This window comes from Formosa undariae (assembly GCF_042427615.1).
GTDB classification, from domain to species: Bacteria; Bacteroidota; Bacteroidia; order Flavobacteriales; family Flavobacteriaceae; genus Formosa; species Formosa undariae.
Map to the genome: position 1 here is coordinate 194307 of NZ_JBHMEZ010000011.1, position 26812 is coordinate 221118.

General features: G+C 34.6%; 18 protein-coding genes. 17 read left to right on the forward strand and 1 reads right to left on the reverse strand.

Annotation, left to right across the window (positions count from 1 at the left end; translation table 11 throughout):
• The first annotated feature begins 1 nt into the window (after nucleotide 1).
• The 9 genes from ACFFVB_RS09445 to ACFFVB_RS09485 all read left to right on the forward strand — a co-directional run bounded on the left by ACFFVB_RS09445 (nucleotide 2) and on the right by ACFFVB_RS09485 (nucleotide 9506).
• Nucleotides 2-559, forward strand: coding sequence for a c-type cytochrome (locus ACFFVB_RS09445; RefSeq protein ID WP_382382474.1), 558 nt, complete (start codon nucleotides 2-4; stop codon nucleotides 557-559).
• Nucleotides 560-587: 28 nt separating this feature from the next.
• Nucleotides 588-1922, forward strand: a complete 1335-nt coding sequence (locus tag ACFFVB_RS09450; protein ID WP_382382475.1) for a quinol:cytochrome C oxidoreductase — start codon at nucleotides 588-590, stop codon at nucleotides 1920-1922.
• A gap of 46 nt (nucleotides 1923-1968) precedes the next feature.
• The gene (locus ACFFVB_RS09455) at nucleotides 1969-3042 is read left to right on the forward strand and encodes a cytochrome c oxidase subunit II (RefSeq protein ID WP_382382476.1); all 1074 of its coding nucleotides are present in this window, start codon (nucleotides 1969-1971) and stop codon (nucleotides 3040-3042) included.
• Nucleotides 3043-3078: 36 nt separating this feature from the next.
• Nucleotides 3079-4872 carry a cytochrome c oxidase subunit I gene (locus ACFFVB_RS09460; RefSeq protein ID WP_382382477.1) on the forward strand — a complete coding sequence of 598 codons (1794 nt, stop codon included), beginning with the start codon at nucleotides 3079-3081 and terminating at the stop codon, nucleotides 4870-4872.
• Nucleotides 4873-4956: 84 nt separating this feature from the next.
• Nucleotides 4957-5775, forward strand: coding sequence for a DNA/RNA non-specific endonuclease (locus ACFFVB_RS09465; RefSeq protein WP_382382478.1), 819 nt, complete (start codon nucleotides 4957-4959; stop codon nucleotides 5773-5775).
• Nucleotides 5776-5832: 57 nt separating this feature from the next.
• The gene (ruvB, locus tag ACFFVB_RS09470) at nucleotides 5833-6855 is read left to right on the forward strand and encodes a Holliday junction branch migration DNA helicase RuvB (RefSeq protein ID WP_382382479.1); all 1023 of its coding nucleotides are present in this window, start codon (nucleotides 5833-5835) and stop codon (nucleotides 6853-6855) included.
• 10 nt (nucleotides 6856-6865) lie between these two features.
• Nucleotides 6866-7600, forward strand: coding sequence for a class I SAM-dependent methyltransferase (locus tag ACFFVB_RS09475; protein WP_382382480.1), 735 nt, complete (start codon nucleotides 6866-6868; stop codon nucleotides 7598-7600).
• A gap of 14 nt (nucleotides 7601-7614) precedes the next feature.
• Nucleotides 7615-8535, forward strand: a complete 921-nt coding sequence (queG, locus tag ACFFVB_RS09480; protein ID WP_382382481.1) for a tRNA epoxyqueuosine(34) reductase QueG — start codon at nucleotides 7615-7617, stop codon at nucleotides 8533-8535.
• 65 nt (nucleotides 8536-8600) lie between these two features.
• The gene (locus ACFFVB_RS09485) at nucleotides 8601-9506 is read left to right on the forward strand and encodes a hypothetical protein (RefSeq protein WP_382382482.1); all 906 of its coding nucleotides are present in this window, start codon (nucleotides 8601-8603) and stop codon (nucleotides 9504-9506) included.
• Nucleotides 9507-9673: 167 nt separating this feature from the next.
• Here ACFFVB_RS09485 and ACFFVB_RS09490 read toward each other — a convergent pair whose 3' ends face one another.
• Nucleotides 9674-11545, reverse strand: coding sequence for a BamA/TamA family outer membrane protein (locus ACFFVB_RS09490; RefSeq protein WP_382382483.1), 1872 nt, complete (start codon nucleotides 11543-11545; stop codon nucleotides 9674-9676).
• A 373-nt stretch (nucleotides 11546-11918) separates the two neighbouring features.
• On the opposite strand from ACFFVB_RS09490, the gene ACFFVB_RS09495 reads away from it, so the two are divergent.
• From ACFFVB_RS09495 to remB, 8 genes are all read left to right on the forward strand, one after another.
• Nucleotides 11919-14192 carry an NADP-dependent malic enzyme gene (locus tag ACFFVB_RS09495; RefSeq protein ID WP_382382484.1) on the forward strand — a complete coding sequence of 758 codons (2274 nt, stop codon included), beginning with the start codon at nucleotides 11919-11921 and terminating at the stop codon, nucleotides 14190-14192.
• A gap of 74 nt (nucleotides 14193-14266) precedes the next feature.
• Complete coding sequence (ruvA, locus tag ACFFVB_RS09500) at nucleotides 14267-14848, forward strand: Holliday junction branch migration protein RuvA (protein WP_382382485.1); 582 nt, start codon at nucleotides 14267-14269, stop codon at nucleotides 14846-14848.
• Nucleotides 14849-14854: 6 nt separating this feature from the next.
• Nucleotides 14855-22054, forward strand: a complete 7200-nt coding sequence (sov, locus tag ACFFVB_RS09505) for a T9SS outer membrane translocon Sov/SprA (protein ID WP_382382486.1) — start codon at nucleotides 14855-14857, stop codon at nucleotides 22052-22054.
• A 67-nt stretch (nucleotides 22055-22121) separates the two neighbouring features.
• Nucleotides 22122-22502: a glycine cleavage system protein GcvH gene (gcvH, locus tag ACFFVB_RS09510; RefSeq protein WP_382382487.1), complete on the forward strand. Its 381-nt coding sequence runs from the start codon at nucleotides 22122-22124 to the stop codon at nucleotides 22500-22502.
• A gap of 61 nt (nucleotides 22503-22563) precedes the next feature.
• A complete protein-coding gene (locus tag ACFFVB_RS09515; RefSeq protein ID WP_382382488.1) occupies nucleotides 22564-22875 on the forward strand; it encodes a VanZ family protein in 312 nt (103 codons plus the stop codon).
• A 57-nt stretch (nucleotides 22876-22932) separates the two neighbouring features.
• Nucleotides 22933-23652 carry an energy transducer TonB gene (locus ACFFVB_RS09520; RefSeq protein ID WP_382382489.1) on the forward strand — a complete coding sequence of 240 codons (720 nt, stop codon included), beginning with the start codon at nucleotides 22933-22935 and terminating at the stop codon, nucleotides 23650-23652.
• A gap of 119 nt (nucleotides 23653-23771) precedes the next feature.
• On the forward strand, nucleotides 23772-24578 hold the full coding sequence (locus ACFFVB_RS09525) for an energy transducer TonB (RefSeq protein WP_382382490.1): 807 nt from the start codon (nucleotides 23772-23774) through the stop codon (nucleotides 24576-24578).
• 117 nt (nucleotides 24579-24695) lie between these two features.
• Nucleotides 24696-26795, forward strand: a complete 2100-nt coding sequence (gene remB / locus ACFFVB_RS09530) for a gliding motility outer membrane protein RemB (RefSeq protein WP_382382491.1) — start codon at nucleotides 24696-24698, stop codon at nucleotides 26793-26795.
• The last annotated feature ends 17 nt before the right edge of the window (nucleotides 26796-26812 follow it).

A 26812-nucleotide genomic window follows, 5' to 3' on the forward strand; every position in this document is an offset into this window, starting at 1 on the left:
AATGAAAAGCTTAATAAAAATATTTGCAATAGCCGTAGTTTTAATATCTGTCGTTTCATGTCAAGAAAATGGTAGACCTAACTATCAGTTTATGCCTAACATGTACGAGTCTGTTGGATACGAAACTTATAGTGAATCTACTGCGTTTAGAAATGGAGTAGAAGCACAATTACCTGCAGAAGGTTCGGTTGCAAGAGGACATATCCCATTTGAGATCGCTAACGATTTGGATGGTTATAATTTGGCAAAAGAAACTCTAATGAGTCCTTTAGATTCAACTCAAATTGATACTAAAAGAGGAAAAGAATTATACGATATCTATTGTGGAATTTGCCATGGTATGAAAGGTGATGGACAAGGTACTCTTGTAAAAAGAGAAAAAATTCTTGGAGTTCCTAAATACGATGACGCTGGACGTAATATTACCGTTGGTAGTGTATATCACACTATTTATTATGGAAAAAATGCTATGGGATCTTATAACAATCAATTGTTAGAAGAAGAACGTTGGCAAGTAGCTGCTTATGTTATGGAATTAAAAGCAGATTTAGAAAAGTAAGTCGATTAGATAAAGATTATATATAGATATGTACACACTTTCAAATAAATTAAGAACATTTTCTTTCGCTCTAATAATCTTAGGATTTATAGGGGTAGTATATGGTTTTATGTCTTCTCATAAATCTTTAGACGAAGTAAAAACTATGTTAGCCGATGAGGCTGCACATCATGGTGGCGGACACGCAGTAGACGAATCTACTCATGTGGTCGATGCACATGATATGCACGCAGAAGCAGATGCCCATCATGGTGATGCGCACGCAGAACATGTTCAACATCAAATAGCAAATAGACCGTGGTCTGCATTATATGTGGCTGCTTTCTTTTTTATGATGATTGCATTAGGTGCATTAGCATTCTATGCTTTACAATACGCATCTCAAGCAGGATGGTCTCCAGTACTCTTTAGAGTTATGGAAGGAATCACTGCCTACTTGTTGCCAGGGTCTTTAATTGTACTTTTAATAGCAGTTGCCTCTGGTACAATAGGTCATTATAATCTTTTTGTTTGGATGGACCCAGAAGTTTTGGCTCACGATAAATTACTTCAAGGAAAAGCCGATTGGTTAAATATTGGATGGTTTGCTGTAAGAGGTTTAATTTTTATTGCAGGTTGGTCTTTATACAGACACTTCTCTCGTAAATTTTCTATCGCTCAAGATGATGCAGATGATAACAGATTCTTCAAAAAGAACTTCCGTATTTCTGCAGGATTTTTAGTATTCTTTATTTATTCAGAATCTATTATGTCTTGGGATTGGATTATGAGTGTAGATCCACACTGGTTCTCAACATTATTCGGTTGGTACGTATTCGCTAGTATGTTTGTTAGTGGAATTACAGTAATCGCATTAGTTACAATCTACTTAAAATCTAGAGGTTTATTGCCATTAGTTAATGATAGTCATATTCATGATTTAGCTAAATTTATGTTCGGTATTAGTGTATTTTGGACATACTTATGGTTCTCTCAATTCATGCTTATTTGGTATTCAAACATTCCAGAAGAAGTAACGTATTTTGTAACACGTATCGAAGATTATAATTTACCGTTCTTCGGAATGGTAGCTCTAAACTTCCTTTTCCCATTATTAGTTTTAATGAATAGTGATTACAAACGTGTAAATTGGTTTGTAGTAATGGCTGGTGTTGTTATTTTATTCGGACATTACTTAGATATTTTCAACATGATTATGCCTGCAACCGTAGGAGATAGATGGTTTATTGGAATACCTGAAATAAGTTCAATATTATTATTTGCTGGATTGTTTATATTTATCGTATTTACAGCCTTAACTAAAGCACCATTACTTGCAAAACGTAATCCTTTAGTTAAAGAGAGTGAACAATTTCATTATTAAGCATCGCGCAAGTAACAGTAACATATAAAGAACAACAAGAACGAATATGACTGCTTTATTTATAATTTTAGTTTTAGTATTTATAACAATTGCCATTTGGCAAATGATTAAAATTTTTGATCTGGCTCAAGTAGGGCTAGAACAAAATGACCAAATTGCTACAGATAAGGATAATACCTTGAATGCCTATCTTATGATAGCATTCTTAGCTTTCATTTATATCATTACAATCGTTTGTGTGGTTAAATGGGGAGACTTGCCTCTATTATCTAATTCAGCTTCAGAACATGGACCTGAAATCGATAACCTAATGATGATCTCGTTAGTGCTTATTTTTGTAGTACAAACTATCACGCAATTCTTACTTCACTATTTTGCTTTTAAATATAAAGGTGAAAAAGGGCGTAAGGCATTATTCTTTGCAGATAACAATACTTTGGAAGCGATTTGGACTATTATTCCAGTAATCACTTTAGCAGGTTTAATAATCTACGGATTATTTACGTGGACAAGTATTATGAATGTTAGTGAAGATGATGATCCCATAGTTATCGAGTTGTATGCACAACAATTTAACTGGAAAGCGAGATACGGTGGAAACGATAATACATTAGGTAAAGCCAATGTAAGATTAATTGATATCGATAAAGCAAATATCTTAGGTTTAGATGAATCTGATCCTAATGCTCAAGACGATATTATTACTTCAGAATTATACTTACCTGTAGGGAAACCTATTTTGTTTAAAATGCGTTCTCAAGATGTTTTACACTCAGCTTATATGCCTCACTTTAGAGCGCAAATGAACTGTGTACCAGGAATGGTAACTCAATTTGGATTTACACCTTCTGTAACAACTGCAGAAATGCGTCAGAATCCAGATATCGTTGAGAAAGTAAAGAACATTAACGACATTAGAATTGAAAATAGTAAAGAATTAGTTGCTAATGGTGAAGAATCTTTAGATGCTTATGAGTTTGACTATTTATTACTTTGTAATAAGATTTGCGGAAAGTCTCACTATAATATGCAAATGAAAATTATTGTCGTGACTCAAGAGGAATATGATGCTTGGCTTAAAGAGCAAAAGATTTTCAAAAATTCATTAGTTCAAAATTAATTCAATCCAAAAGATTTAAAAAACCTAAAATAGATTATGTCAGCACACGCAGATACTCACGTTCACGAAGACGACCACGGACATCATCATAAACAAACGTTTATCACAAAATATATATTTAGTACAGATCATAAAATGATCTCTAAACAATTTTTGATAACTGGAGTTTTTATGGGAATAATAGGGATTCTTATGTCTATTATGTTTCGTATGCAAATCGCATGGCCAGGAGAACCTAATGTTTTATTTGAAATGTTATTAGGTAAATGGGCCCCAGATGGTGTTATGGATGCCGATATATATTTGGCATTAGTAACTATTCATGGTACTATAATGGTATTCTTTGTATTAACAGCTGGATTAAGTGGTACGTTTAGTAACTTATTAATTCCATTGCAAATTGGAGCACGAGATATGGCTTCAGGGTTTTTAAACATGGTTTCATACTGGTTATTCTTTATATCTAGTATCATTATGTTATCGTCTTTATTTGTTGAAGCTGGACCAGCTGCTGCAGGTTGGACAATATACCCACCGTTATCTGCTCTTCCTATGGCATCTAGTGGTTCTGGAATGGGAATGACACTTTGGTTAATCTCTATGGCTTTATTTATTGCATCATCTCTTATTGGTTCATTAAATTATATCGTTACGGTTATTAACATGCGTACTAAAGGTATGTCTATGACTAGATTACCATTAACAATTTGGGCCTTATTTGTAACTGCTATTATTGGTGTGGTTTCTTTCCCAGTTTTATTATCTGCCGCTTTATTATTAATAATGGATAGAAGTTTTGGAACATCATTCTTCTTATCAGATATTTTTATTCAAGGAGAAGTTTTACATTACCAAGGAGGATCGCCTGTATTATTCGAACACTTATTCTGGTTCTTAGGTCACCCTGAGGTATATATTGTGATTTTACCTGCAATGGGACTTGTTTCAGAAATTATGGCTGCCAATTCACGTAAACCTATTTTTGGTTACCGTGCCATGATTGCTTCAATCTTAGCTATTGCTTTTCTTTCAACAATCGTTTGGGGTCACCATATGTTTGTCTCTGGAATGAATCCATTTTTAGGTTCTGTATTTACATTTACTACTTTATTAATTGCTATTCCTTCAGCTGTAAAAGCCTTTAACTGGATTACAACGATTTGGAAAGGTAATATACAAATGAATACAGCCATGTTATTTTCTATCGGTTTCGTTTCTACTTTCATTACAGGAGGTTTAACAGGAATTATTTTGGGAGATAGTGCTTTAGATATAAACGTTCACGATACGTATTTCGTTATTGCTCACTTTCACTTAGTAATGGGTATATCTGCGCTTTACGGAATGTTTGCAGGGATTTACCATTGGTATCCAAAAATGTTTGGTCGTATGATGAATAAGAACTTAGGTTATGTTCATTTCTGGATCACTGCAGTTTGTGCTTATGGAGTATTTTTTCCAATGCACTTTATTGGAATGGCAGGTTTACCAAGACGTTACTATACAAACTCTGCTTTCCCATTATTCGATGATTTAGCCGATGTAAATAAAGTAATTACAATCTTTGCTATTGTTGGCGCAATATTCCAAATCGTATTCTTGTATAATTTCTTTGCAAGTATCTTTATTGGTAAGAAAGCAACACAAAACCCATGGAGATCTACTACTTTAGAGTGGACAACACCTGTAGAACACATTCACGGAAACTGGCCAGGAGAAATTCCAACAGTATACCGTTGGGCTTACGATTATAGTAAACCTGGACATGATGTAGATTTCGTTCCTCAGAATATTCCATTAAAAGAAGGAGAAGAAGAATTACAGCACTAAGCGTAATTCACCAACATATAAAAAAAGCCTTTTCATTTCGTTTGAAAAGGCTTTTTCTGTATATTTTAGATTCGTAATTAAAGTATGAAGAAATTTTTATCTATAGTAGGTGTTCTCTTAATTATTGGTGTTTATGTATACGAACAATACCTTAAAACTACCGACACAAATACCGTTGAATCACCTTACTCACAAGAAGAAAATCTTAGTCGCAAGAAAGATAATGCCTATTACCTGCCTTCGTCTACTACAGGTGCTGTTGTGTACCATAACGACTATGCTTTGTCCTATAGTGAACAGCATGAGCAGGCCGAATGGGTGGCCTATTTGCTAAAGAAGTCTGATATTGTTTATACCAAAAGAAAGCGGCCTTATTTTAATGAGGATAAATCGGTAAAAACGAAGTCTGCGGATTGGAGAAGTTATAAAAACTCAGGATACGATAAAGGACATTTGTGTCCAGCGGCAGATAGAAGGAAAACGGTCGTTTCATATAATGAAACTTTTTTAACCAGTAATATTTCCCCACAAAACCATGATTTTAATGCTGGAATTTGGAACGAGTTAGAACAAACTGTGCGTACTTGGGCGAAGTCTTATAACGATGTTTATGTGGTTACCGGTGGTGTTTTAAAAGGGAATCTGAAAACCATAGGAAAAGATCGTGTTTCTGTACCTAATTACTTTTATAAGATTATCTTTAAAGACCAGGGAGATTCATCTAAAATGATTGGATTTATTATTCCGAATAAACCAAATGAAGATAAGAAGTTACAAAGCTATGTTGTATCTATAGATAAAATTGAAGCAGAAACGGGTATCGATTTCTTTTCTAAATTAGATGATGCTTTAGAGGCAAGTCTGGAATCTTCTATAAATACTAACGGTTGGCGATTTAGATAAATGAGTTAATATTTCCAATCGACTCAATTAATGATTTACTTTGCTTTTTTATAAACTATGAACGAAAACTTGAATCCAGAAAAAGAACATTTCTCATCGGAAGAGATGGATGTTGAAAAAGCGTTAAGACCCTTATCGTTTGATGATTTTGCTGGTCAAGATCAGGTATTAGAAAATCTAAGTATTTTTGTTGAAGCGGCAAATCGTCGTGGAGATGCATTAGATCACACCTTGTTTCATGGCCCTCCTGGACTTGGTAAGACCACTTTAGCGCATATCTTGGCAAATGAGTTAGGCGTTGGTATTAAAGTAACATCAGGTCCTGTTTTAGACAAACCAGGCGATTTGGCTGGTTTGTTAACTAATCTGGATGAGCGTGATGTGTTGTTTATTGACGAAATCCATAGGTTAAGTCCTATCGTAGAGGAGTATTTGTACTCTGCAATGGAAGATTATAAGATTGATATCATGATAGAATCTGGACCAAATGCTAGAACGGTTCAAATTCATTTAAATCCGTTTACACTTATTGGTGCGACTACGCGCTCTGGGTTGTTAACGGCACCTATGCGTGCACGTTTCGGGATCAGTAGTAGACTTCAATATTATTCTACCGAATTGCTTTCAACGATTGTTCAACGTAGTTCAGAAATATTAAATGTTCCTATGCATATGGATGCTGCCATAGAAATTGCTGGTAGAAGTCGTGGTACACCTCGAATTGCAAATGCATTATTACGTCGTGTGCGTGATTTTGCCGAAATTAAAGGAAATGGAACTATTGATTTGGCCATAGCCCAGTTTGCATTAAAAGCTTTAAATGTAGACGCTCATGGTTTAGACGAGATGGATAATAAAATTCTTACGACTATTATTGATAAATTTAAAGGTGGCCCTGTTGGAATTACAACTTTGGCTACTGCTGTAAGTGAAAGTGCCGAGACTATTGAAGAAGTTTACGAACCTTTCTTAATTCAGCAAGGATTTATAATGCGTACTCCACGTGGTCGAGAAGTTACCGAAGCTGCATATCTGCACTTAGGCCGTACTAAAGGTGCTGTGCAAGGTGGCTTATTTTAAATTAAATTTTATGTACTTTAAAATTAAGCAGGCGGTAAAACACATTATTCCTGAAAAATGGTTACAAAAACATCAAGATAAATTACGTCCAATAGTCGCGTTGTTTTATAAAGGAGAACGCTTTCATTGTAATATTTGTCATTTTAAAATGGCTCAATTTATTACACTTACGGATGAAAAAGTTTTGTGTCCCAATTGTGGAAGTTTGTCTCGAACTAGGCGTTTATGGCATATTATAGAACCGACGTTACCTCATAAAAAAGTATTGCATTTTTCACCGCCTAGAGGATTTTCTAAAGTACTAGAGAATCTAAATGATATGATTTATGAGCCTTCAGATTATATGGGCGAATTTCAGGCTAAAAGGCGATTTAATATTGAAGCGATCGATGCTCCGAGTAACACCTATGATGTTATTATTTGTTATCATGTTTTAGAACATATAAACCAAGATCTTCAAGCGATGACAGAATTATATCGTGTTTTAAAACCTCAAGGCAAGTGTTACATTCAAACCCCTTTTAAATTTGGTGATATTTATGAAGATGAAACAATTAAAACACCTTCCGATAGATTAAAACATTTTGGACAAGAAGATCATCTACGCGTATATTCTGTCGAAGGCTTAGATAATAGATTGAAATCTGTTGGTTTTAGTACAACAGCGATCAACTTTACTGAAGATAAAGATAATTATAATGGGTTTAATATAACCGAAACGGTGATTGTTGCCCAAAAGATTTAAGCGATAACTATTGTATGAATACTAAAGCAAAACATACAAACATTATTAAAACCGAAGCCAAACGCCTCGGTTTTTTGTCTTGTGGTATCAGTAAATCAGAATTTCTAGAAGTCGAAGCACCACGATTAGAACATTACCTCAAACAAAATTTCCATGGCCAAATGCAGTACATGGAAAACCATTTTGATAAACGTCTAGATCCAACAAAATTGGTAGAAGGTTCAAAATCTGTTATTTCATTGCTGTTGAATTATTATCCGCACGAACTTCAGTCGGAAAGCACATTTAAGCTCTCTAAATATGCTTACGGTATGGATTATCATTTTATCATAAAAGAAAAACTCAAAGAATTTCTCCATACCATTCAATCAGAAATAGGAGAGGTTCATGGACGCGCTTTTGTAGATTCTGCTCCAGTTTTAGATAAAGCATGGGCGGCAAAATCGGGATTAGGTTGGATTGGAAAACACAGTAACTTACTGACAAAAGAAGTAGGCTCGTTTTATTTTATAGCTGAATTGATTGTAGATTTAGAATTGGATTACGATGGTATTACAACCGATCATTGTGGTAGCTGTACAAAATGTATAGATGCCTGTCCAACCGATGCCATTACAGATCCCTATGTTGTGGATGGCAGTAAATGTATTTCGTATTTCACTATAGAATTAAAAGATGCATTGCCCGAAACCGAGAAAGGTAAATTCGAAGATTGGATGTTTGGTTGCGATATTTGCCAAGATGTCTGTCCGTGGAATCGCTTTTCAAAACCCCATAAGGAACCCCTTTTTAATCCGCATCCTGAATTACTCGACATGAGCAAAAAAGATTGGGAAGAAATTACGGAAGACACTTTCAAAAAAGTATTTCAAAAATCAGCAGTTAAGCGTACTAAGTTCTCCGGTTTAACACGTAATATAAATTTTTTGAAATAATGTGCCTGCCTTTTGAAAGGTTGGTAGTTTCGCCCGACTAAAATTAATTAAATAAGAAAAATTCTATGAAAATAATAACTCCACTTTTAGGTTTGTTTTTAGCGTTAAGTGCTTTGGCTTGTAAAGAAACTCCTAAAACAGAAACAACAACTCAAAAAGAAGTAGAAACTGTTGCTTCTGAATACCATATTCCAAACTCATGGATTCAGAAAAGAGTTGAAGATGCCAATAAAAGATTACATGCTACAGACGCAGGTAAAGTGTTATGGAGTGCCATGGAAGCCCACGGTGGATTAGAAAAATGGTATTCTAACGGTTATTTTTCTTTTCATTTTGATTACAAACCTTTAAACGGAAAAGGGATTAGAGATTCTTACCAAACTATAGATACTTGGAGTAATAAAGCAAGACATAATAGCATTACAGACCCATCAAATACGTATGGATGGGATGGAGAAGAAGCTTGGGTAAAAGCGAAAGATAGTACGTCTTTTGAATACGATACTAAGTTTTGGGCTTTAACGCCATTGTATTTTTCTGGACAACCTTTTGTACTGGATGGAGAAGGTGTAAATCTTGAATTATTACCAGAGGTAGAATTTAAAGGAACATTACAAAAAGTGGTAAAGGCGACTTATGATGCCGGTGTAGGATCTGCTCCAGACGATTATTATATTTTGTATATAAATTCTAAAACAAACTTGGTCGATGCTTTTAAATACATTGTCTCTTATCCAGAGTATTTTCCAGAAGGCGGACATGCACCTGAAAAAATTACAGTTACTCAAGGAACGACTACTGTAGACGGGATTGTTTTAGCTAAGGGGTTTAAAACATATTGGTCTGCAGAAGCTAAAGATGGATTAGGAGAATATATTACAGATATAAATGTGAGTGATATTAGCTTTTCTCCAACGGTAACAGATAATTTCTTTTCTAAACCAGAAGGTGCTAAAGTTTTAAACGACTAATTATAGTCTAAAAATACTTATTACAATATATAAGCCTGAGAAATTACAAAGTAAATTCTCAGGCTTTTTTGTGTTTAAATAATAAATAGAAATTCTTAAAAATTGTTTTTTAGAGTCATTCCTTTAAAGCTTATCCCGTATTAAATACAGAATTATCGAGGATGTTTTTATGGATATAATAGCGTGCTAGGTTTCCCGAAATTAAGAGCTTGGAATCCAAAATCATCTGTTTCAAAAGAATTGGTTTTAAAAATATTATTTCCTTGGCCCGGAATTTCGGGATAGTAAGAAAGAGATAATTGAAAAGAACTAAATACCAGATAATCGTTTCGTATTATAAATCCTACTCCAAAAGAAGAATAAATTTTGCTGCTAGAAAGCGAATTTTGATTACCTCCAATAGTACCTGCTGTAAAATTTAGATAAGGATTTAGCCTAAAACCTAAAAGATTCCAAGGGGAATAAAACTGAGTTTGCATAGCTAACAGTACTTTTTTGGTTCCGTACATATCAGCATTAAAACCAGGAATACCGGCAGAATAAGTGTTTCGTAAATAATAATTCCGATCGAACCCTAAAGGTTCCACATTCTCATTTAAAGACACACGGTCGGCAAGCGAATTTAACCTATCAAAACCTAAAATAATCTGTGGTTTTATAAATTGTCTCATTTTCCATTTTGAGCCCAACGGAATCAGATTTGTAAAATACGTTGCACCAATATTAATAGTGGATTGTTCAGATTTAGAATTATTAAAAAACGATTCTGCACCAATAGAGCCACTTAAATAGCCCCATTTAAAATATTCTGAAATCGTAAAATTAGTTCCCAAATAATAACGGTTTTCTTCGTTTTTTCGCTGATATCCAGAAGTTATTGAAGCGACTAAACCAATAGGAACATCCTCTATTAGTCCATCTCTAAAAAGATAGCGGTCTTGAATAAACTGCCTAGAAGCGATTGCTACACTTCCTAGATAAAAATTCTCATTCGAAAAATAATTAATAGAATCGTATTCGGTAGTTGGAGATTCCTTGTAAGCCACATTAAGATAACGGACAGACGTAATTAAATTAGTGGTCCGTTCTTCGATTGATTTACCTTTAAAAATGTTGAAAGCATGTCCTGCCCAAAAATCATTAGTTCTGTATTTAAACTGTTCATAACTACGTTCATTTTGATAATTAGGCAGGGAATCTTTTCTAAACTGTTCATCCAAATAAATTCCACCAGCCCATTTTGTTAAAGGGGAGTAAAAAGTACGTTCTATATTTAATTTTTTTTGATAAAAGCCTTCAACATCTATATTATAGTAGATTTCTGATCTAACAAAGGAGTTGTTTATATTAGGAACTACATAATTAAACCGATAACCTGTATTATCATTGTCATACCTTTTTTCTATAGCATTGTTAAATTCATGTCCGAACCCTAAAAAATTACGCTCGTTAAGAATAACTTTAGTTTTGGATGTAGAAATAGCACCTTTTACAATAAAACTCCAAGAATCTAAAACTCGAATTTTAACATCGACAGAATCCGAAGTTTGATTTGCTTTTGTTGCCTCAATGTTTACACTCCTAATAAAACTTTGAGAACGTATTAATCGTTCAGATTCATTTAAGAGCAAGGTGTCTAAATCTGTTTTTTCCTTAAAAAGCAATATATTTCGAATGGCGAAATTCTTAGATTTAATGTGTGCCTTGTTTCCGAATTCATCAATCCATTTATCAGGTGTTTTAGTCGAGTCTGTTGCAGAATAACCAAAAGGATCTAAGGTTTCAATTGTGATGCTTCTAATGGGATTACCATGAAAGGACAAGTATGCTCTTTTTATATCATCATTTGCTTTTTTAGGTTTCGTCCTATTGGGTGATTTAAAAATAAGTTTATGTATGGCCTTTGTGAATTTTCTCTCTTTAGAATAGGTTTGAATTTTCTCATAGATCTGAGTACTATCTTTCGCTTTAACTTGTGCCTTCGCTGAAAAAGTCAGTAACGACATAAACGCTATTAGATATAAATATTTTATACGCATTGATTATAAAGACTATTAATTCTGAAGTTATTTAAAGTAGGGAATATATCTTGAAAATTGGCGTAAATTTAGTCGCTTTTTAGGTTTTATTTGACTTAAATGCCATTGTTTTTTAACTCATTACGATTGTGTTGGTTTTTATTATTTCATTGTTTTAGATCGAAAATAAGCATTACATGTTGTACAGACACCATCTACTAATCTAAACTAGATTTATTAAGGTGTTTTGTGATTTTTGTTAATTAATTGTTAGTATTCCTAAACATTGATGCATATAATGGTAATTTAATAAAACTATATCGTTTGCGTGAAAAATAGATTAGAGTTTCATCTTTAGGATTGTTACATTTGTTAGTCATTAACAATTGTAATTATGAGTAAACAAAGCAAGAAAAGTGAAGCATTAATTTACCATTCCCACCCAACACCAGGGAAAATAAAAGTTGTTCCAACAAAAAAATATGCTACCCAAAGAGACTTAGCATTGGCTTATTCGCCAGGAGTTGCAGAGCCTTGTTTAGAAATAGCAGCAAATAAAGAAGATGTTTATAAATACACTACTAAAGGAAATTTAGTAGCCGTAATCTCTAATGGTACTGCCGTTTTAGGATTAGGAAATATTGGTCCGGAAGCCTCTAAACCCGTAATGGAAGGTAAAGGATTATTGTTTAAAATTTTCGCAGATATCGATGTTTTCGATATTGAGGTAGATACCGAGAATGTTGAAGAATTTATTCAAACTGTAAAAATGATTGCTCCGACTTTTGGAGGAATTAATTTAGAAGATATTAAAGCACCCGAAGCTTTTGAAATTGAACGTCGTTTAAAAGAAGAATTAGATATTCCAGTAATGCACGACGATCAGCATGGTACCGCAATTATTTCTGCGGCGGCCTTAATTAATGCATTGGAAATTTCCGAAAAGAAAATTGAAGATGCTCGTATTGTAATTAGTGGGGCAGGTGCTGCAGCCATTTCATGTACGCGTTTGTATCAAGCTTTCGGAGCACGACGCGAAAATATTGTAATGTGCGATAGTAAAGGAGTGATCCGTAATGATCGTACAAATTTAACTTCAGAAAAAGCAGAATTTGCAACAGATCGCGATATCGATACACTAACCGACGCGATGAAAGATGCCGATGTTCTTATTGGTTTATCTATGGCTGATGTGGTTACTCCAGATATGTTGTTAATAATGGCCGACAATCCTATTGTGTTTGCCATGGCAAATCCAGATCCGGAGATTGGTTACCAATTAGCGATAGATACGCGAGACGATATTATTATGGCAACAGGACGTAGCGACCATCCTAACCAAGTTAATAATGTTTTAGGTTTCCCTTTTATTTTTAGAGGTGCTTTAGACGTTCGTGCGACAAAAATTAACGAAGAAATGAAAATGGCAGCGGTTGTTGCTTTAGCAGAAATGGCTAAAGAACCTGTGCCAGAACAAGTAAATATCGCATATGGCGAAACCCGTTTAACGTTTGGTAAAGATTATATTATTCCTAAACCATTCGATCCAAGGTTAATTTCGAAAATTCCACCAGCAGTAGCAAGAGCAGCTATGGAAAGTGGTGTTGCAAAAAAACCAATTTTAAATTGGAACGATTACGAAACAGAGTTAGAAGGACGATTAGGTACAGATAATAAATTAATTAAATTATTATTTAACCGTGCTAAAATGAATCCGAAGCGTGTTGTTTTTGCTGAAGCTGATAAAATTGAAGTTTTAAAAGCAGCACAAATTTCATTTGAAGAAGGTATCGCAATTCCTATTTTATTAGGACGTCGTGAAACTATTCTTGAGCTTATGGAAGAACTTGAATTCGATGCTGAAGTAGAAATTATCGATCCGAAATCCGATCATGAGCATGATCGTAAAATGCGTTATGCTAAAGTATATTGGGGACAACGCAAACGTCGTGGTGTCACTTTATATGCAGCAGAAAGCTTAATGCGTGAGCGTAATTATTTCGCTGCTATGATGGTTAATGAAGGCGATGCAGATGCATTAATATCTGGATTCTCTAGAGCATATCCAACAGTGGTGAAACCTATGTTAGAAGTTATTGGTATGGCAAAAGGGGCAACTCGAGTAGCAACAACCAATTTAATGATGACACAACGTGGTCCTATGTTTTTTAGCGATACAGCTATTAACATAAACCCGACAGCAAAAGATTTAGCAACCATTGCAAGAATGACGGCAACTGCGGTAAAAATGTTTGGTTTGGAACCTGTAATCGCAATGACGTCGTATTCTAATTTTGGATCTTCAAATAACGATGGAGCTTCAAAAATACGCGAGGCCGTTTCGTATTTACACAGACAATATCCTAAATTAATTGTAGACGGAGAAGTACAAACAGATTTTGCTTTAAACAACGAATTACTGCAAGAAAAATTTCCGTTTTCTAAATTAGCAGGAAAAAAAGTAAACACACTTATTTTTCCAAATTTAGATGCTGCAAACATTACCTATAAAATGCTTAAAGTATTAAATAATGCGGAATCTATTGGTCCAATAATGTTGGGTATGCGTAAACCTGTTCATATTTTACAATTAGGAGCTAGTGTAGACGAAATAGTAAACATGACGGCAATTGCTGTGGTAGACGCACATCAGAAGTCAAAACGCTAAAAATAATGCATCATACAGAATGATTTAAAATGTGAAAAAAAATGTTACATTTGGAGTTATAACAAAACAAGCAAATGATTTCACATATTCATGGGAAATTGGTAGAAAAGAACCCAACAGATGTCGTTATAGACTGTAATGGAGTAGGTTATTTTTTAAACATTTCTTTGCATACATATTCTCAAATTCCTGATCAGGAAAATATAAAACTATATACTCAACTTTTAGTAAAAGAAGACTCCCATACTTTGTATGGGTTTTCTTCTATTGCCGAACGCGATATGTTTAAACTGCTTATTTCTGTAAGTGGTATTGGAGCAGGTACAGCACGTACTATGTTGTCTTCGCTAACACCAAAACAAGTTCGAGAAGGAATCGCTAAAGAAGATGTTGCTTTAATCCAATCGATTAAAGGAATTGGTATAAAAACAGCGCAACGTGTTATTATAGATCTAAAGGATAAAGTTTTAAAGATTTACGATATTGATGAAGTTTCTTTATCTGCGAGCAATACCAACAAAGATGAAGCGTTATCTGCTTTAGAAGTTCTTGGTTTTGTAAAGAAGCAAGCAGAACGTGCTGTCGATAAGATTGTTACCGCAGATCCTGATGCATCGGTAGAAACCATCATAAAACAAGCTTTAAAAAATTTATAATAGATTTTGAATACAACCAGATTTAACGCTATTTTTTCTACAATTAAAACATGTGTTTTTTGTTTTGTTCTGTTATTAGTAAGTGCAAGTGCTTTTGCTCAAGTTGCACCTATAACAGCGCAGGATAGTGTTCAGACTGGTCACAGTTTGGGACGTATTAATATCGCTAATCCAACGAGTATTGTTTCAAGATATACCTATGATGCCTTTACAGATCGCTATATTTATACAGAATCTGTAGGTGAATTTAATATAAATTATCCAGTAATTTTAACACCATCAGAGTTTGAAGAGTTGGTGCAAGCCGAAAATTTAAAGTCGTATTACAAGCAAAAAATTGATGCTTTCGATGGAAAAAAAGACGGTTCGGAAGATGAAATTAAAAATTTACTACCTCAATTTTATGTGAATTCAAGCTTTTTCGAATCTATTTTTGGAGGAAGTACTATTGATGTTATTCCGCAGGGATCGGTAGAAATGGATTTGGGAGTCTTATTTTCTAAACAAGATAATCCTGCATTTTCGCCACAAAACAGAAGCAATTTTAGTTTCGATTTCGATCAGCGTATTAGTTTAAGTTTATTAGGAAAAGTGGGTACGCGATTACAAGTGACTGCGAATTACGATACCCAATCTACATTCGATTTTCAGAATTTAATAAAATTAGAATACACACCAACCGAAGACGATATTATCCAAAAAATTGAAGTCGGTAATGTAAGTATGCCTTTAAACAGTTCTTTAATAACAGGAGCTCAGAGTTTATTTGGTGTAAAAACACAATTGCAATTTGGTAAAACACGGGTAACCGGAATTTTCTCTGAACAGAAATCGGAAACCAATACAGTCGTCGCACAAGGTGGAGGTACTTTAGAGGAGTTCGAGTTATTTGCTAGAGACTACGACGAAAATCGTCACTTTTTCTTAGCACAATATTTTAGAGAAAAGTATGATGCTGCTCTGTCTAATTACCCATATATCAATACTAATGTTCAGATTACCCGTATGGAGGCGTGGATAACTAACCGAACAAATAGTACAGAAAATGTAAGGAATATAGTCGGTTTTCAAGATTTAGGAGAATCTAATCCAGAATTTATAGGTTCGGCAGTTAATGTTTTTGGTAGCCCGGGAGCATATCCCGATAACGGAAATAACGCTTACGACCCAACAGCAATCGGTCAAGGAAATTCTCAATTAACAACCGCAGTTAGAGATGTTGCAACGGTACAGTCAGGTATCTTGGTTGGTGGTACAAGTGAAGGAAAAGATTATGCTAAACTTGAAAATGCTAGAAAATTAGTTCAGGGCACAGAATATCTTTTAAATACCCAATTGGGATATGTGTCCTTAAGTCAGCGATTAAACAACGATGAAATCTTGGCAGTAGCATTTCAATTTACTGTTGGAGGCCAAGTGTATCAGGTGGGGGAATTTGCTAATGATGGTGTAGATGCTACGGGTATTGTAGATAGCGGCGATGATTCTCCACAAATTGTAACCAATAATAATTTAGTTTTAAAATTACTTAAAAGTCCAATCACGAGTGTAGATCAGCCGATTTGGGAGCTGATGATGAAAAACATTTACGATACTGGAGCCTATCAATTAAGTCAGGAAGATTTCAAATTAAACATTTTTTATAACGAAGCGTCGCCTTTAAATTATATAAGTCCTGTAAGTGGAGATTTTGGGACAGATTTCGGTGGTGTGCCTATTCAAGAAGTGCCTTTACTGCAATTATTCAACCTTGATAAGCTAAATTATAATGGAGATCCCCAAGCAGGAGGAGATGGCTTTTTCGATTATGTAAATAATATAACGGTAATACCTTCAAACGGAAAAATTGTATTTACCAAAGTGGAACCTTTCGGGGAGTATTTATTCGATGTTTTAGATGTTCCAACAGATTTTGGGAATTACGACGATCCAACGACATATAACGCGAATCAGAAAAAATATGTTTATAACGAGTTGTACGACGTTACTAAAACAAAGGCATTAGATTATGCCGAAAAGAATAAGTTTCAAATCGCTGGACGTTACAAATCTACTGGTGGCGAAGGGATTTCTATTGGGGCTTTTAATGTGCCAAGAGGTTCGGTTTCGGTTACTGCTGGAGGTCGTGTTTTGGTTGAAGGGATTGATTATACCGTAAATTATCAGTTAGGTCAAGTTCAGATTTTAGATGAAGCTTTAAAAGCATCAAATACACCGATTCAAGTTTCTACAGAAAATAATGCTGTATTTGGTCAGCAAACCAAGCGTTTTATGGGGGTGAATGTAGAGCATCAATTTAGTGATAAATTTGTGTTAGGTGCGACCTTATTAAATTTAAACGAGCGACCAATTACTCAAAAAGCAAACTACAGTACAGAACCTATAAATAATACCATTTTCGGATTTAACGGAAACTATTCAACAGAAGTACCATTCTTAACGCGTTTAGTTAACAAGCTACCTAATATAGATACGGATGTCCCTTCTAACTTATCCCTTCGTGGTGAATTTGCCTATTTAAAACCAGGCGCTCCAAAGGGGACCGATTTTGATGGAGAAGTTACGGCTTATGTCGACGATTTCGAAGGCTCACAAAATGCGATTTCATTACTGTCTCAACAATCTTGGTTTTTATCTAGTAGACCTTTAGAGGTCAGTCTTGCAGAAAATCCAAATGGCGATCTTAATGGTATTCAGAACGGGTACCAACGTGCCTTATTAAACTGGTATACTATAGATCCTATTTTTTATTCTAGTCAGCGTCCTTCAGAGGTGTCCGACGAGGATATGTCTAGTATATATACCAGTCGTGTATTTATCCAAGAATTATTCCCAGAACAAGGGATTGCACAAGGGCAAACCACCGTGATAAACACATTAGATTTAGCCTATTATCCAGAAGAACGCGGACCTTATAATTTCGATCCCAATACTAAAAATGGTACAATTCCTAATCCTGATGCCAGTTGGGCAGGGATAACAAGAGCACTAACATCTACCGATTTTGAGCAGGCCAATGTAGAGTATATCGAATTTTGGTTACAAGATCCATTTCAGGAAAACGAAGACAATCCAGGAGGTAAATTAGTTTTTAACTTAGGGAATATCTCTGAAGATCTTATAAAAGATGGTAGAAAGCAATATGAAAATGGGTTGCCTAAGGATGGAAATTCTGGATTATTACCAACTACAGAATGGGGGACAGTTGTACCCCAAAACCAAGCTTTAATATACGCTTTCGATTCTCAAGGAAGTGAACGTACAAATCAAGATGTGGGTTACGATGGATATAATGATGCTGAAGAAGGCGTTGTTTTTGGCATTGATTTCGGACCAGATCCATCTAACGATAATTATGTGTATTATTTAAATACAACGGGAGATATTTTCGAACGATATAAACGGTATAATGGCGTAGATGGGAATTCGCCAGATGTGTTTAGCGATACCAATAGAGGAGCTACGACATTACCGGATGTAGAAGATATTAATCGTGATAATACCATGAACACGATAGATAGTTATTACGAATACGAATTAGATTTAACACCTCAAAATTTACCTAATAGCTCTAGCGATTTAGGAAATGTTTCGCCGTCAAATCCATTAGGTGAATATATAAAGGATATAAAAGTAGAGCCTAGATTATTAGCAAATGGGCAGTCCACTAATATTAGATGGTATCAATTTAGAATTCCTGTAGAGAGTGCGAATGCAAAATCTGTTGGAGGCATTAGTGATTTAAGATCGATTCGATTTGCACGTATGTATCTTAAAGATTTTAGTGAAGAAACGATATTTCGTTTTGGAACACTGGATTTAGTGCGAAGTGATTGGAGACGGTATACGTTGGCTTTAGATGAAGACGATGTGACTCCAGACGATCCTGAAACAGAGTTTTCTGTAGGTGTTATTAGTACTTTAGAAAATGATGGTATTTACCAATCGCCTCCAGGTGTAGATCCAGAAGAATTATATAATAATAATACGGTTATTCAGCAAAATGAACAATCTTTAGTTGTTGAAGTTTGTGAGTTAGAAGAAAAAGATTCAAGAGCTGTTTATAAAAATATTAGTATCGATATGCGTCAATATAAACGCATACGTATGTTTGTGCATGCCGAAGAAGATGGTATTTTAGGATTGGAGGATTATCCAGTCGCATTTATAAGAATGGGTAACGATTTAACTCAGAATTACTATCAGATTGAAATTCCTTTAAAAGTAAGTGAAGGCTCTACTAGAGATGCACTTTGGCCAGAAGAAAATGAGATTAATTTACCCATAGAATTACTGCAAGAAATAAAGGCAATCGGTTTATCTGATGGTACTTTGTTAAACGAAGACCCTACATTTTACGATGTAGTTGGTAGCGATTTAAATGCTGTAGCCGATCAATACAGTGGCTATGTTTTAGGACAACACCGTATTGGGATTAAAGGAAATCCGAATTTTGGAGATATTAGAACGTTAATGCTTGGTGTTAAAAATGCATCGTCTAACAAACAATGTGGTGTATTTTGGTTTAACGAATTACGTTTATCCGATATGGATAACGAAGGTGGTTGGGCTGCGATATTAAGTATGGATTCTAACATCGCAGATTTTGCAAATGTAAGTGCTACAGGACGACAAAGTACATCTGGTTTTGGTACAATAGAGCAAGGACCAAGTGAGCGTAGTCTTGAAGATGTACAACAATACGATTTGGTTACCAATGTTAATTTAGGACAATTGCTACCTAAAAAATGGGGCGTGCAATTGCCATTTAATTACGGACAAAGCGAAGAAAGAATTACCCCTAAATACGACGAATATTATCAGGATTTAGAATTAGAAGCCATTTTAGATAACTCGAACAATAAAGATTCTGTGCTTAATGTAAACGAAAACTACACGAAGCGAAAGAGTATTAATTTTATTGGAGTTAGAAAAATTAGAACTACCGAGGCCAAACCTCAGTTTTACGATGTAGAGAACTTTACTTTTAATTATTCATTCAATAAGGTAGAACATCGGGATTTCGAAATTGAAAACTCCGTCGATAAAACCGTGCGCTTAGGTGCAAATTATGCTTATAATTTTACGCCAAAATCGATAGAACCTTTTAAGAAAAACGATTCACTTTTCATGGGTAAATATTGGAAGGTGTTAAAAGACTTCAATTTTAATTACCTGCCTACAACATTTACCGTAAGCTCTAATTTTTTAAGAAATTACAACAAACAAAAGTATAGAGAAGTTGAATTGTCTGCTGGTAATATTGGGTTAGACGATTTGTATAGACGTAATTATACATTCGATTTTCAATATACGTTTAGCTATAATATAACCAGAGCGCTTCAAGTAAACTTTACCACTTCAAAAAATAATATAGTAAGAAATTATTTCGAGGATAATATTATTAATGGTGCTCAAGATCCTACTTTGGATGTCTGGGATGGATTTTTAGATATTGGAGATCCAAATAGGCAATACCAACAACTTGGTGTGAATTATGAATTACCATTATATAAAATACCGTTCTTAAGCTTTTTACAAGCGACCTATTCGTATACGGGAGATTTTCAGTGGCAGAAAGGATCGGATTTATATGGCGATTTGGAAGTAGATGGCCAAACGTACGATTTAGGGAATACGATACAGAATGCCAATATACATAACATAAATACATCTATGGAGATGAGTAAGTTCTATAGGTATATTGGTTTAGTGAAGAAGCCTACTATTAAAGATAGACGCGGACCTGTATCGGCTAGAAGTCCGAAGGGAGCAGAACAACCAACATCCGACAGTAAAAGTAATGCTTGGGTAAATGCCGCAATAGATATTGCGACTATGGTAAAACGTATTCAGGTAAATTATCAGGAAAACAACGGAACTTACTTGCCAGGATATTTAGAAACGCCAGGATTTTTAGGAACTGTTAGACCTACTTTTGGATATACCGTAGGTAGCCAAAGCGATATTAGACAATTAGCAGCGAGTAAAGGATGGTTAACCGTTTATCAAGATTTTAACGAGCAATACATAGAAACCCATAATAAGCAATTAGATATTTCTGCGAATTTAGAACCGGCAACAGATTTAAAAATTGATTTAATCTTTAACCGATTATATTCTGAAAGTTTATCAGAAAACTATGTTGTCGATCAGATTAATAACGATTATCAATATCAAGCGTTAACGCCGAGTACCTATGGGAATTTCAATATTTCTACTTTATTAATTAAAACGGCATTCGGGAAGAGTGATGAAACAAGTTCTCAAGTCTTTGACGAATTTAGATCCAACCGATTAATTGTGTCTAGACGCTTAGCAGCACGTGCAGGTGTAGACATGGCGAATCCGGATAATTTCGAAGGCGGGAATATAGAGGGGTATGCATTAGGATTTGGAAAAACAAGTCAAGCGGTATTGTTACCATCATTTTTATCGGCTTATCAAGGCTTAGGAGCGAACGACGTGAGTTTAGGTGCTTTTAGAAACATACCATTACCGAACTGGGATTTAAAGTACACAGGGTTTATGAAAATGGCTTGGTTTAAAAAGAACTTTAGACGATTTTCAGTCGGCCATGGTTACCGTTCAACATATACAATTAACCAGTTTTCAACAAATTTAGACTATAATAGAGTAAATTATTCTTTAGATTACGAGAATCAGCCGGATTATGTCTTCAATCAGTCAGGAGATTATAAAAGCGAAAATCTATATAGTAATATCAATTTAACAGAGATGTTTAGTCCGTTAATTCGATTGGATTTCGAAATGCAAAATTCAGTAAAAATTCTTGCTGAAGTTAGAAAAGATAGATTATTGTCGTTGAGTTTCGATAACAATTTGATGACAGAAATTATAGGAAACGAATACATTGTGGGACTAGGATATCGAATTAAAGATGTCCGTATGAAATCTAAGTTAGCAGGTCCAAATCAGACCATTGTGAGTGATATTAACATGAAAGCAGATGTGTCTTTAAGAGAGAATAAAACAATAATTAGATACTTAGATTTAGATAATAATCAAATTACATCGGGGCAAACCATTTGGGGTTTAAAATATACGGCAGACTATGCGTTTAGCAAGAACTTGTCGGCTATATTTTATTTCGATTATACCTTCTCTGAATATGCGATATCGACGGCATTTCCGCAAACAACGTTGCGCTCAGGGTTAACAATGCGATATAATTTTGGTAATTAAATCATTTAAGTTTGTAATTTAGCTTTGAATAAATACATTTGTTAAACCTAATTAAATAAGATAAATAATGAATATTCCATCAGAATTAAAGTACACTAAAGACCACGAATGGGTTAAAATTGAAGGCGATGTTGCTACGATAGGTATTACCGATTTCGCACAAAGCGAATTAGGAGATATCGTTTATGTAGAAGTTGAAACTTTAGATGAGACTTTAGATATTGAAGAAGTTTTTGGAACCGTTGAAGCTGTAAAAACAGTATCAGACTTATTTTTACCTTTATCTGGTGAAGTTATCGAATTTAACGAAAGCTTAGAAGATGCTCCAGAAGTAGTAAATTCTGATCCTTATGGAGACGGTTGGATGATAAAACTTAAGTTTAGTAAGCCAGAAGAATTAGATACTTTATTGTCTGACGCCGATTATAAGGCTCTAGTTGGTGCTTAAAAAAAGGGTTCTAATACCTGCTGCGTTTCTATATACTGGTGCATTAGCGACCCTAAGTTTAATGAATTTAGGCAATATTACAGAAGGAACTCCTAAGAATACCGATAAGGTGTTTCATTTTTTGGCATATTGTTTGTTAAGTTTATTATGGTATATCGTATTTAAATACGGTTACAAGTGGGCACAAGCTAAGGCACTTCTAATAACAGGAGTTGTGTCTATAAGTTTCGGGGTATTAATAGAATACCTTCAAGGTGCTCTTACCGAAACACGTCAATTTGACGTTTTAGATATTTTCGCAAATAGTGTAGGTGTTATTTTAATGCTCTTAGTTTTAGCGATAAAGAATAAAATTCAATATAAAAAAATATAAACGCTTGCTTTTTTGCCAAATAAATGGTTATTTTAGCAATCCTGAAAACAATATATTATGGAACCTAAGAAGAATCCTAAAGCAAATGTGTCTCGTAACAGTGCTTTATACTTTGCGATTGGTTTAGCAATGATGTTAGCCTTAACTAATTTCGCAATTAATTACAAAACTTACGATAAAGAAGCCATCGATATCGGTCTGATAAGTATGGATGAAGAAATGGATGAAGAAATTCCCATTACTGAACAAATTAAGACACCACCACCACCACCACCACCACCAGCAGCTCCAGAAGTTATTGAGGTTGTAAAGGATGAGGTTGAAATTGAAGAAACTGTAATCGAATCTACTGAAACTAGTCAGGAAGAAGAAATTGCTGAGGTAGAAGAAGTATTTGTAGAAGAGGTTGAAGAAGATGTAGAGGTTCCTTTCTCAATTATTGAAAACGTACCTGTTTTTCCTGGATGTGAAAAAGGGAATAACGCTGATAAGAAAAAGTGTATGTCTGATAAAATTTCAAAATTTGTCGGTAAAAACTTTAATACAGATTTAGCAGGAGAATTAGGTTTATCAGGAAGACAACGTATCAACGTAATCTTTAAAATTGGTAAAGATGGAAATATTACAGGTGTACGTGCTAGAGCACCACACCCTAAATTGGAGCAAGAAGCTGCACGTGTAATTAATAAATTACCACAGATGAAGCCAGGTATGCAACGTGGAAAGGCCGTAATTGTACCTTATTCACTTCCAATTGTATTCCAAGTACAAGATTAAATACAATATTGTTTATATATTAAAATCCCGATACGGTTGTATCGGGATTTTTTTTGTTATTTTTTTGCGGCACACTTATTGTTAATTTATCATAATATTAACATTTAAATTTAAATATTATGAAGGAATCTGTGAAAAAAGAATCAGTTTTGTTTAAAAATAACAATAAAAAAGATGTTATTCTTGGCAAGGATGTGAAGCTGAAGAACAATACGATGATTTATTTCCAAATTGGATTGATTGTGTGCTTGCTCATGGTCTATGGTTTGCTTGAGACGTCCTTTAGTCAGCAGCCCTTACCTAAGGCGGATTTTGCTGCACATATTGAAGAATCTTCAGAATACACGATGGATAATTTTATAATTTACGAAGCTCCTAAAGAGGCTCAATTAATCGAAGAGAAACCTGTTAAGACAACCATTTTAAGTGATACACCAACCATAGTAGATAATGATGCTTCAGTTGAAACAGATTTTAAAGATGTATTTACTCAGGCTGATGATGCTCCAATTTTAAAAGATGCATCCGACCTTATAATCGTCGAAATACCAGAAGATGAAGATGAAATTTTTAACATGATGGGCGTCGAGGTAGTGCCTGTATTTCCAGGTTGTGAATCCGCTAAATCTAACGAAGCTCGTAAAACGTGTATGTCTGAAAAGCTTTCCAAATTGATTCAAAGAAAATTTAATACCAACTTAGCTTCAGAAGAAGGACTAACTGGAATTCAAAAAATACAGGTTCAGTTTAAAATAAACAATAAAGGCGAGGTTACTGAGGTGAAAGCACGCGCGCCAAATAAAACACTAGAGAACGAAGCCAAACGCGTAATTGGGGAAGTGCCAAGAATGATTCCGGGGAAGCAACGTAACAAAAATGTGAGTGTAATGTACACCATGCCTATTCTATTTAAGGTTCAGAATTAAAAACGCTTAGAAAAGCAACTAAAAGTCGATATGATGTATAATCGTATCGGCTTTTTTGATTTTTGTATTCTTAAAAAACAGTATCTTTCGGCATTAAACTAACTGTTACCATTTTTTATGAACAGATTATTTGCATGCCTACTACTTTTACAATCCTTAAGCGTTTTTGCACAAGAACAATCCTTTTACGAAAAACCACCTGTTTTTAAATCGTGTGAAAATGCTGTATTCGAAGATCTTCAACCGTGTTTCGATAAGACGGTTTATAATTTTGTTTACAATACATTCCAAATGCCAGAAGAGGTTATTACCGATCAATATAAAGGTGATTTGGTTGTCTTGTTTGAAGTGAATACAAAAGGTGATTTTAAGGTGCTGTATACAGATGCCGTTTATAATTCGTTGCAAGATGAAGCTAGACGTGTTTTTAATCTGCTACCAAATGTAGAGCCTGCGACCTATAGTGGGAATCCTATTTTTAAACAGTATTCAGTCACTTTCAAAATACCACTAACGCCATATTTGGAGCAAACAGATGTTTCTGTGCCTGTTGTAGCTGTTAATCCAATAGAAAATCGTGTAAAGAACGAATTGGACAGTATTAGTAAATCGGTAAAATTCAATACAAAAAAGCTATTTAAGAGTACTTTAAATATTCCATTTAGCCATAGTTATTATGCGAAGTTCGATCGCAATATTAATTTAATTGGAACAAATAGTCATACGGCATCCAAACCTTTACTGTATACGGATGTCGATAATTACTACGATTTTGAAGCAGAAGAGCAGAAAACTAAAAAAGACGTATCTACTTGGTTAGGACGTAAGGTTTGGAATGATCATTTGGTAGAAGTTGAAGGAGAGAATTATTGGTTTTTAGCCGATTTTGTAATGGATTTGCAAGTCGGACACGATACCGACTCCGATTTTGGAACAACATTCTTGAATACGCGAGGTGTTGTGTTTCAAGGAGGACTGGGGAAGAACTTTAGTTTTTCTACTTCGTTTTATGAAAGCCAAGGGCGATTTGCTCAATATTACAACGATTATGCCGAAAGTATAAAAGCATGGGGTCCTGATCCAGCTTTAATTCCTGGGCGTGGGATAGCTAAAGATTATAGTGGAGATGCTTACGATTTTCCTGTTGCCGAAGCGTATATGTCATATTCACCAGTAAAATTTCTGAACCTTCAATTTGGTCATGGTAAAAATTTTATAGGGGATGGATACCGTTCGTTATTAGTTAGTGATGTTGCTGTTCCTTCACCATACTTAAAACTAAATGTTTCTTTTTGGAAACTAAAATATACTAGTACGTGGTCTTGGCTTAAGGATGTGCGTCCAGAGGTTACCGAAGACAAAACATATCTTACAAAATACATGTCTAATCACTATCTAAGTTTAAATGTTACTGAGCGTTTAAATATAGGGCTGTTCGAATCTGTTGTTTGGAGTAATACAAACGATAGAGGTTTCGATGTGAATTATTTAAACCCGATTATCTTTTTAAGAGCAATAGAGTTCGAAACAGGTCAGGGGGCAGGAAATGCAATTATGGGATTTACTTCTAAATATAAACTGAACGATAATATGAATCTTTACGGACAGTTTATTCTAGATGAATTTTCGTTAAGTGATGTTACCGGTGGTGATAAAAGTTGGAAGAATAAATTCGGATTTCAGTTGGGGTATAAATACTATAACGCCTTTAATGTCGATAATTTATATCTCCAGGCAGAATACAATCAGGTACGACCATATACCTATTCTCACGATACCGTAACTTTAAATTATGGTAATTACAATCAGTCTATGGCGCATTTATGGGGAGCTAACTTTAGAGAGTTTATCTTAATTGGGCGTTATAATTACAAACGTTGGTTTGCAGATGCTAAACTAATTTTAGGAGTACGCGGATTAGATTTTAATACTTTAGAAGACGGCTTTAGCTATGGAGGTGATGTTTTTAGAGATTATAATGACAGGCCTTACGATACTAATGTTAAAATTGGCCAAGGAATAAAAACAAAAACGGTGAATGCAGAACTTCAGGCGGGATACTTAATTAACCCAGCTACGAATTTAAAATTGTTCACTAATATTAGTTATCGAAATTTTAATCCAGATGCCACGACAACAACAACTTTTAAAAGTAATACCGCTTGGTTTAATATTGGAATAAGAAGCGATCTATTTAATTGGTATTTTGATTTGTAGAATTAACTTTTCAAGGT